This window comes from Flavobacterium sp., from assembly GCF_043720215.1.
Taxonomy (GTDB): Bacteria; Bacteroidota; Bacteroidia; order Flavobacteriales; family Flavobacteriaceae; genus Flavobacterium.
The window spans coordinates 1-9,117 of the sequence record NZ_JAYSSZ010000193.1; the positions used below are offsets into that span (position 1 = coordinate 1).

7 protein-coding genes and 1 pseudogene are annotated in these 9,117 nt (G+C 31.8%); all 8 read right to left on the reverse strand.

The annotated features are described in order from the left end of the window. Window positions 1-99: 99 nt before the first annotated feature. Window positions 100-342, reverse strand: a pseudogene (locus tag ACHZC3_RS08875) (sugar phosphate nucleotidyltransferase); the annotation flags it as partial. Between the two features lie 84 nt (window positions 343-426). Beyond that, on the reverse strand, window positions 427-1,473 hold the full coding sequence (rfbB, locus tag ACHZC3_RS08880) for a dTDP-glucose 4,6-dehydratase (protein ID WP_394759514.1): 1,047 nt from the start codon (window positions 1,471-1,473) through the stop codon (window positions 427-429). A 4-nt stretch (window positions 1,474-1,477) separates the two neighbouring features. Further along, window positions 1,478-2,854, reverse strand: a complete 1,377-nt coding sequence (locus tag ACHZC3_RS08885) for a UDP-glucose 6-dehydrogenase (RefSeq protein ID WP_394759515.1) — start codon at window positions 2,852-2,854, stop codon at window positions 1,478-1,480. Between the two features lie 29 nt (window positions 2,855-2,883). Then, on the reverse strand, window positions 2,884-4,155 hold the full coding sequence (locus tag ACHZC3_RS08890) for a nucleotide sugar dehydrogenase (RefSeq protein ID WP_394759516.1): 1,272 nt from the start codon (window positions 4,153-4,155) through the stop codon (window positions 2,884-2,886). A gap of 22 nt (window positions 4,156-4,177) precedes the next feature. After that, window positions 4,178-5,158 (reverse strand): SDR family oxidoreductase, encoded by a 981-nt coding sequence (locus ACHZC3_RS08895; protein ID WP_394759517.1) that lies wholly within the window; start codon window positions 5,156-5,158, stop codon window positions 4,178-4,180. 3 nt (window positions 5,159-5,161) lie between these two features. Next, entirely contained in the window at window positions 5,162-7,606 is a 2,445-nt protein-coding gene (locus ACHZC3_RS08900; RefSeq protein WP_394759518.1) for a polysaccharide biosynthesis tyrosine autokinase, read from the reverse strand. Window positions 7,607-7,612: 6 nt separating this feature from the next. Continuing rightward, the gene (locus tag ACHZC3_RS08905; RefSeq protein WP_394759519.1) at window positions 7,613-8,404 is read right to left on the reverse strand and encodes a polysaccharide biosynthesis/export family protein; all 792 of its coding nucleotides are present in this window, start codon (window positions 8,402-8,404) and stop codon (window positions 7,613-7,615) included. A gap of 75 nt (window positions 8,405-8,479) precedes the next feature. Then, window positions 8,480-9,100, reverse strand: coding sequence for a recombination mediator RecR (gene recR, locus ACHZC3_RS08910; protein WP_394759520.1), 621 nt, complete (start codon window positions 9,098-9,100; stop codon window positions 8,480-8,482). Between the last annotated feature and the right edge of the window lie 17 nt (window positions 9,101-9,117).

Consider the following 9,117-nt stretch of genomic DNA (forward strand, 5'->3'; position numbering starts at 1 on the left):
CGGTCATCCTCTGTGCCAGTGGTGTGGAGACCGATAATTTTGTCACCGAAGTGGGCACTAATCTCTTTGATGCCGGGGCGGGTATGGCCGAGTTTGTCGTGGTTGCTCTACATACGAAAGTTTCAGTCCAATTTGACTTCCATCTCCAAATAAACGTCTGAAATTAGGTAAATCTTGTGGTGTAGATATAATTAAAATTTCTTTTATTCCCGCTAACATTAATACAGATAGCGGATAATAAATCATTGGTTTATCATAGATAGGCAACAATTGTTTGGACACAACTTGCGTTAATGGATGCAAACGAGTTCCCGAACCACCTGCTAATATTATTCCTTTCATTTTTAGGATTTTAGGATTTTAGATTTTAGATTTTAGATTTTAGATTTTAGATTTAAAGGAATCTAAAATATTAGCTCTAAAAAATTAATTATATTGTTTTTCGTAATACTTTGCGTATTCTCCAGATGTCACATTATTTAACCAATCTGTATTATTTAAATACCAATCTATAGTTTCTTCTAACCCCTCTTCAAAAGTTACTGTTGGTTTCCAGCCTAGTTCTTTGTTTATTTTAGAAGCGTCTATGGCATAACGTAAATCGTGTCCTGGTCTATCTTTTACGTAAGTAATTAATTTAACAGATTCTCCTGATTTTCTACCTAATTTTTCGTCCATTACTTTACAAAGTAATTTGACTAAATCGATATTTTTCCATTCGTTAAAGCCTCCAATATTATAGGTTTCATGATTTTTACCCTCGTGAAAAACTAAATCAATCGCAACGGCATGGTCTTTTACAAAAAGCCAATCGCGTGTATAATTCCCATCACCATATACTGGCAATGCTTTGTTATTTATGATATTATTAATAAATAACGGAATTAATTTTTCTGGAAAATGATAAGGCCCATAATTATTAGAACAATTAGTTAAAACATAAGGCAAACCATACGTTTCACCATAAGCTCTTACAAAATGATCGGAGCTTGCTTTTGATGCTGAATATGGTGAGTTAGGATCATACGAAGTAGTTTCGGTAAATAATCCTTCTGCGCCAAGCGACCCATAAACTTCATCCGTTGAAATATGATAGAAACGTTTGCCTTCCATATTTCCTTTCCAAAGATTTTTGGCTGCATTTAGCAAATTCATAGTCCCAATCACATTTGTCTTTACGAACGACAATGGATCTTCGATAGAACGATCTACATGAGATTCGGCAGCAAGATGTAAAACTCCTTCGAAATTATATTTTGCAAACAAATCATTTATAAAAGTTTCATCGACAATATCTCCTTTTACAAAAGTATAATTAGATTCGTTTTCTATATCTTTTATATTCTCTAAATTACCCGCATATGTTAAAGCATCTAAATTATAGATATGATAATTTGGATAATTCTGCACAAATCGTCTCACAACATGTGAACCAATAAATCCAGCTCCTCCTGTAATTAATATATTTTTCATTTTTCTATGAATTTGAACTTCCTACTGCACTATATGTAAATCCAATTTCAATCATTTGTTTTTTATCTAGAAGATTTCTTCCATCGAAAACAAATGCTGGCTTGAGCATATTATCGTATATTTTTTTCCAATCGTAAGTAGTAAATTCGTCCCATTCAGTCAAAATTGCAATGGCATGGGAATCTTTACAAGCTTCATATGGATTATCTATTACTTCAATTCTATTAATCTCATTTTCTTTCAAATGATTTAAATCTGATAAAATTTGATTTTCAGATACTTTTGGATCAAAAACAGAAACATTTGCTTGTTCCGCAATTAAGTTTTGAGCCACATTTATTGCCGCAGATTCACGAGTATCATTTGTGTCTTTTTTGAATGCCCAACCCAAAAGTGTTATTTTTTTTCCTGAAACGGTATTGTATAATGTTTGCACAATGTTTCTAGAAAAACGATCTTTTTGATGATTATTCATAATTACAACTTGTTCCCAATAATCAGCTACTTCGTGCAAGCCATATGATTTTGCTATGTAAACCAAGTTGAGAATGTCTTTTTGAAAACAAGAACCGCCAAAACCGACTGATGCTTTTAGAAATTTTGAACCAATTCGAGCATCCATTCCTATTGCTTTTGATACTTCGGAAACATCTGCTCCAGTTTTTTCACAAAGTTCAGAAATCGCATTTATAGAAGACACTCTTTGTGCTAAAAATGCATTGGCTGTTAGTTTAGATAATTCCGAAGACCAAACGTTTGTAGTTAATATTTTATCTTTTGGAACCCAATTAGAATAAACATCTACTAAAGATTTGATTGCTGCTGAATTTTCACCGCCAATAAGAACTCGATCAGGGTTATGCAAATCTTGAACTGCGGTTCCTTCGGCTAAAAATTCTGGATTTGAAAGAATTTGAAATTGAACCCCATTTCCTGTATTATCTAATATATTTTTTATTGCTTCAGCTGTACGAACTGGCAAAGTCGATTTTTCTACAACAATTTTATCTTGTTTAGAAACACGAGCAATTTGACGAGCACAAAGTTCAATATATTTTAAATCGGCTGCCATTCCTTTTCCAGCTCCATAATTTTTAGTTGGTGTGTTTACCGAAATAAAAATCATTTGTGCTTCATCTATCGCTTTGTCGACATCTGTTGAAAAAAATAAATTTCTACCTCGAGCTTCAGCAACAACTTTGTCTAATCCTGGTTCGTATATTGGTAAATTTTCTAGATTAGCATCATTCCAATCTGCAATTCTCGATTCATTTAAGTCGACAACTGTAACTTTTATATCTGGGCATTTTTGTGCAATAACAGCCATTGTAGGTCCTCCTACATAGCCAGCTCCTATACAACAAATTGAGTTTATTTTCATTTACTATGTTTATTCTAAAGGTTACAAAATTAAAGCTTTCCGTCGACATGATTGCCTAAAATCCCTTTAACATCATATAATATTGATTTTTCTTTTTGCAAAGATTTTAAATCAGTTGCCAAAAACTCTTTATGCGCAACTCCTAAAACAACTGAGTCAAACTTAATTGAAGGTAATTCCTTAGTTGTTTCTAAACCATATTCATGCAAAACCTCACTAGGATTTACCCATGGATCATAAATTGTAACTTGAATTCCATATTCTTTCAATGACGAAATGACATCTACAATTTTAGTATTTCTTACATCAGGACAATTTTCTTTGAAAGCAATCCCTAACATTAGAAGCTGAGCGCCATTTATAGCAATCCCTTTTTTAATCATTAGTTTAACTACTTGCGAAGCAACATATTCTCCCATACTATCGTTGAGTCGTCGTCCTGCCAAAATTATTTCTGGATGGTAACCCATTTCTTGCGCTTTTTGAGCTAAATAATAGGGATCAACTCCTATACAATGACCTCCAACTAATCCTGGTTTGAATGGAAGAAAATTCCATTTTGTACCTGCAGCTTCTAGAACATCTTGAGTATCAATTCCAAGAATATTAAATATTTTTGACAATTCGTTTACAAATGCAATATTAATATCACGTTGTGAATTTTCAATTACTTTAGCAGCTTCAGCAACTCTAATAGTAGGAGCTAAATGTGTCCCTGCAGTAATTACCGATTTGTATAATTCGTTTACTTTAATCCCTATTTCTGGTGTTGATCCTGAAGTTACTTTTAGAATTTTTTCAACTGTATGTTCCTTATCTCCTGGATTTATTCTTTCTGGCGAGTATCCTGCGAAGAAATCTATATTAAATTTTAATCCACTAAATTTTTCTAAAACCGGAACGCATTCTTCTTCTGTAACGCCTGGATACACCGTAGATTCGTAGATAACAATATCTCCTTTTTTTAGCACTTTTGCAACTGCTTCACTGGATTTATAAAGTGGTGTTAAATCTGGCTTGTTGTTTTTATCTACTGGAGTTGGAACCGTAACCACATAATAATTACAGTCTTTTATGTCTTCGATATTAGTCGAACAAAACAGACCATTTTCAGCTGTGTTTTCTACTTTTAAAACCGATTGCAATAAATCTTTACTAATTTCTAAAGTAGCATCTAAGCCTGAATTAAGTTCGGCAACTCTTTTAGTATTAATATCAAAACCAACGACATCGTATTTTGTAGCAAACAATCTTGCTAATGGCAAACCTACATATCCTAAACCTATTACTGCTATTTTCATTATTTTTAATCTAAACGATTCTTTATTTCAAATTTTCCCAATACCATTTTACGGCTTCTTTTAATCCGTCTTTCAAAGAAAATTTAGGATTGTAGCCTAATAATATCTTTGCTTTATCTATACTTGCTAAAGAATGTGGAATATCTCCAGCTCTATTTGGCCCATAAACTATTTTTACATCTGCAATTTTAGAGTCAAATTGAGATAATTCTCTTTGCAAATTTTTAATTAAATCGTTTAATGTTGTTCTATCTCCAAAAGCGGTATTAAACACTGTATTTAGAGCCTCTTGATTTTGAGTCAGCATAGCTAACTCATTCATTTGAATCACGTTGTCTATATAAGTAAAATCACGAGAGTAATTCCCATCTCCGTTTATCACCGGACTTTCATAATTCATGAATTGCATAACAAATTTCGGAATTACAGCGGCATAGGCTCCTTTTGGATCTTGTTTTCTTCCAAAAACATTAAAATATCGTAATCCTATGGTTTCTATACCATATGTTTTACTAAAGATGTCAGCATATAATTCGTTTACATACTTTGTAATAGCGTAAGGCGAAAGTGGTTTCCCAATAATATCTTCTACTTTTGGTAATGATTCAGAATCTCCATATGTTGATGAGCTTGCAGCATATATAAATCGTTTTACATTGGCTTCTTTTGATGCTGACAGCATATTTAAAAAACCAGAAACATTGACATCATTTGTAGTAATCGGATCTGCAATAGATCTAGGAACCGAACCTAATGCAGCTTGATGCAAAACATAATCTACGCCATTTACAGCTTTCTGACAATCAGAATAATTGCGAATATCACCCTCTATTAATGAAAAATTTTCATTAAATAATAAATGTTGAATATTATGACGATGTCCTGTTGCAAAATTATCAAGACAAGTAACTTGATGACCTTTACCTAAAAAGTATTCACCTAGATTTGAACCGATAAATCCTGCCCCACCAGTTATAAGTATTTTAAATTTAGATGACTGCATTGATTACTTTTTGAAAATTTTATTTATAAAACGTACTATCGGATTGGTTGGTTTTTCGACTTCATGATAACCGTTTGCGTAACTACCATATCCGTAACCGTAAGCATATCCGTAACCATATTTAGCTTTGTTTTCAAAGCCATTGAAAACGATACTTATATTATTTAATTCGCCACGTTTGTGTTTATTATTTACTAAACTTAACATCTCTTTTCTTGTTACGTTTTGTCTCACTACATATATTGTTGCATCACAAAAAGGTGTAAGTTCAAGCGCATCAGACACTAGCCCTACAGGAGGTGTATCTAGAATAATATAATCGTATTTTAATTTTAACTCATCTATCATTTCTTTCATACTTTCTCCCATAATTAACTCCCCTGGATTTGGAGGAACTGGACCTGCTGAAATAAAATCTAAATAAGGTATTGGTGTTTTTTGGGTTATTTCTTCTAACGTTTTTTGTCCAATTAAGTAATTTACAACTCCTATTGTATTTTCTATATGAAAATCTTGAAAAATTTTAGGCTTCCTTAAGTCTAACCCAACAATTACCGTCTTCTTTTCGCTTAAAGCAAAAATAGTGGCAATATTTATAGAACAAAATGTTTTTCCTTCTCCACTAATCGACGAAGTTAACATTAGTGTTTTTGCTCCAGCTTGTTGTTTTTTATATAAAAATTGTAAGGATGATCTTATTGCTCTAAAACTTTCTGCCAATGCTGATTTTGGCTTCTCAAATACAGCTAAATTATTTTTACCACTTTTCTTTCCTACAACTCCCAAAATAGGAATTTTGGTCATTTTAGAAATATCATCTGCATTTTTTATAGTACTGTCAATTATGGTTACTCCAAAAACCATAATAAGCGGAACTAATAGTCCTAAAAACAATGCCAATACATAGTTAACATTTGTTTTGGGACCTAACAATCCTCCACCTGTATCTTTTGCTGGATCTATAAATTGTATATCTGATAAATTTGCGGCTCTAACAATATCTGCTTCACTTCTTTTTTCGAGAAATGAATTATATACATTTTTATTTAAGTCGTATTTTCTATTAATTTTTACCAGTTCTTGTTGTTGCTCAGGCAATTTTTTTATAGTAATTTCTACTAAGCCTATTTTTTTATTAATTACATTCAAATCATATTGTATGGATGCTTTTGTGGTAGAAATATTTTCTAATAATACTTTTTTCAAAGCATCCATTTGATTGTCAAAATCTTTAAACTTTTTATCGTTTTTGACAGTATACAACATTTCTGATCGCTCAGCAGACAATGCCGTTAATTTAGATACATTGGCAATAATATTCGGATCATCTATTCCAGCAACTGATGGAGCTGGAAGCTTAGAATAGTCTACACTATTAATTAGATAGGTTTTTAATGTATTGTAATAAGCTAATTTTCTATTAATTAAATCTCTTTCGAGATCTAAATCTGAAACTTGAGATGTAAATTTCTCTCCTCCCATTTCCACTTCATAAATATTTTTGTCGCGACTGAAGTTTTTTAATTCATCTTCCGTATTTTTTAGTTGACCTTCCATGGCCACCAAAGTGCTATCAATAAATCTAATTGTATTGGTTGCGAACTGATTTTTAGCCTGTAATTGTCTATTCATAAGAACATTAATTGTTCCATTTAAATAATCAACCATGCGAGCTTTATTTGTTCCTTGCAAATTAAGAACTAATATTGCACCACCTTTAGCATCAGATTCAATTTCAATTTCTTTGTAATCGCCTACAGTTTCGTTAAAATCTGCAAATCTTACTATATGATTTGAGCCGTCATAATATCCTGGATTAGCTGTAAGTTCAAGTTTCCAATGCAAGAACGGCAATGAAACCTGTTCTCCTATTTTATAACGCTTTTTAAATTCTCCAACCTGAACATTTGTTTTACTATATACTTCTGTGGTATAATTTAGTAATTCTACGCTAGACTCTTCAAAATTTATTGAAATCTCATATTCATTAGGGCTAACAAATTTTATATTAATTAATTGATTTGCTAATTGTGGAAGGTTTTTATTAGCGTTCACATAAAATGGAACTTCCCCATAAGCATCTTCAATATTGTATTTTCCTTGGCGTAAATATTCAATATAATAATTCAATTCTTTGACAACCATTTCGTTATGAGAACGAGATTTTATAGTTGTCATTAATGTTTGTACTTGATCTGAAGTTCCTCCCCAGTTAAACACTAAACTAGTATTTGCTGTAAAAAAAGGATTGTTTTCTTCTTTGTAAGCTATTGTTGTAGAGACCCCGTATATTTTTTGTTTTCTTACATTTATTTGGTACGCAATAGTAAAAGCAATAATCAAGCTTACTAAAAACCAGTTCCAATGCCCTAGTATTTTTGTAAAAAAAGCCTTGAAATCGAAATTGTTTTGAGTTTCAAAAAAAGAAAAATCTTTAGTGTCGAGCATTTGCGATTATTTTTTAAACAATAAAAATGTTGTCAGTATTAATGTTACAGCTCCTAATATTGTAGTAAACGATTGTACACCAGTAGTTCCTGTTCCCCAAGATTTTTGCTTGAGTGGTTTAACATAAATATAATCATTTGGTTGAACATAATAATAGGGTGAGTTTAGCGCTTCTCTACTTGTTAAATCTATTGTATGTATTTCTGTTCCATGTGGATATTGTCTGAGTACCATAACATCTTTTCTATTTCCTGTAATTGTAATATCTCCAGAATTTGCAATGGCTTCAAGTATAGTGACTTTATCTTGAAAAAGTATTTTACTTCCAGGACTAGTAATTTCTCCATTTACAGTATAGCGCATTCCTGCTAGTTTTACCGACACGAAAATATCTGCTGATTTATTAAAATATTCTTCTAGCAATTGCTTTTCTATTTTTAATCTAATTTCGTCTAATGTTAATCCTAATACATTTACTTCTCCTAAAACTGGCACTCGAATTTCACCATGATCATTTACAGAAAAACCATCAAAGTAAAGCCCATCAGAAGAATTTGTTTGAGCTCCAGCTAACGTAGATGGATTAAACATTTCAACTAACTTCTGATCCAATGCTTTTATTCTAATACTTAAAACATCATTTACTTGTGCTCGATAAGGTTTTAAAACCACAGGAGTTATATCAGATTCTTGATTTGAATTGTTTTTATTTTGAAGGTAAAGCAAGTCTTTATTTGGTATGCAAGAAGCACACAAAAAAAGAACTGCAAAAACACAAAATCTATATATTTTATTCATTTTTAAACGCAATTTTGGAAACAAATATAGTTTTTCATTTGATAAAATAAAACCTCTATATACTTTTTAATTTAATTAATTATTTTTAAAGGAATTTTCGAACGGAATTCTATTAAGAATACTCCTGCCAAGTGTCACTTCATCTGCATATTCTAACTCATCACCCACCGAAATTCCTCTTGCAATTGATGATGCAATTATCTCACAATCTTTTATTTGTTTATAGATATAAAAATTCGTCGTATCACCTTCCATAGTTGAGCTTAGCGCGAAAATAATTTCAGAAATATTTCCAGATTTTACCTTTTCTACCAATGATGTGATGTTTAGCTGACTTGGCCCAACTCCGTCAATAGGTGAAATTTTACCTCCTAAAACATGATAAATTCCTCGAAATTGACCTGTATTTTCGATAGCCATTACATCACGAACATCTTCTACAACACAAACAATTTGATGGTTTCGGTTAGGATTGGAACAAATTTCACATACTGCAACATCGGAAATATTGTGACAGTTTGTACAAAATCTAATTTCCTCACGCATAGTCTGTAAGGATTGTACCAAAAAACTAGTTTGCTGTTTGGGTTGTTTTAGTAAATGCAAAACCAATCTCAATGCTGTTCGTTTGCCTATTCCCGGCAATTGAGACATTTCGTTTACTGCTTTTTCTAGTAGTTTTGATGAAAATTCCATGGTGCAAATTTAGTCAA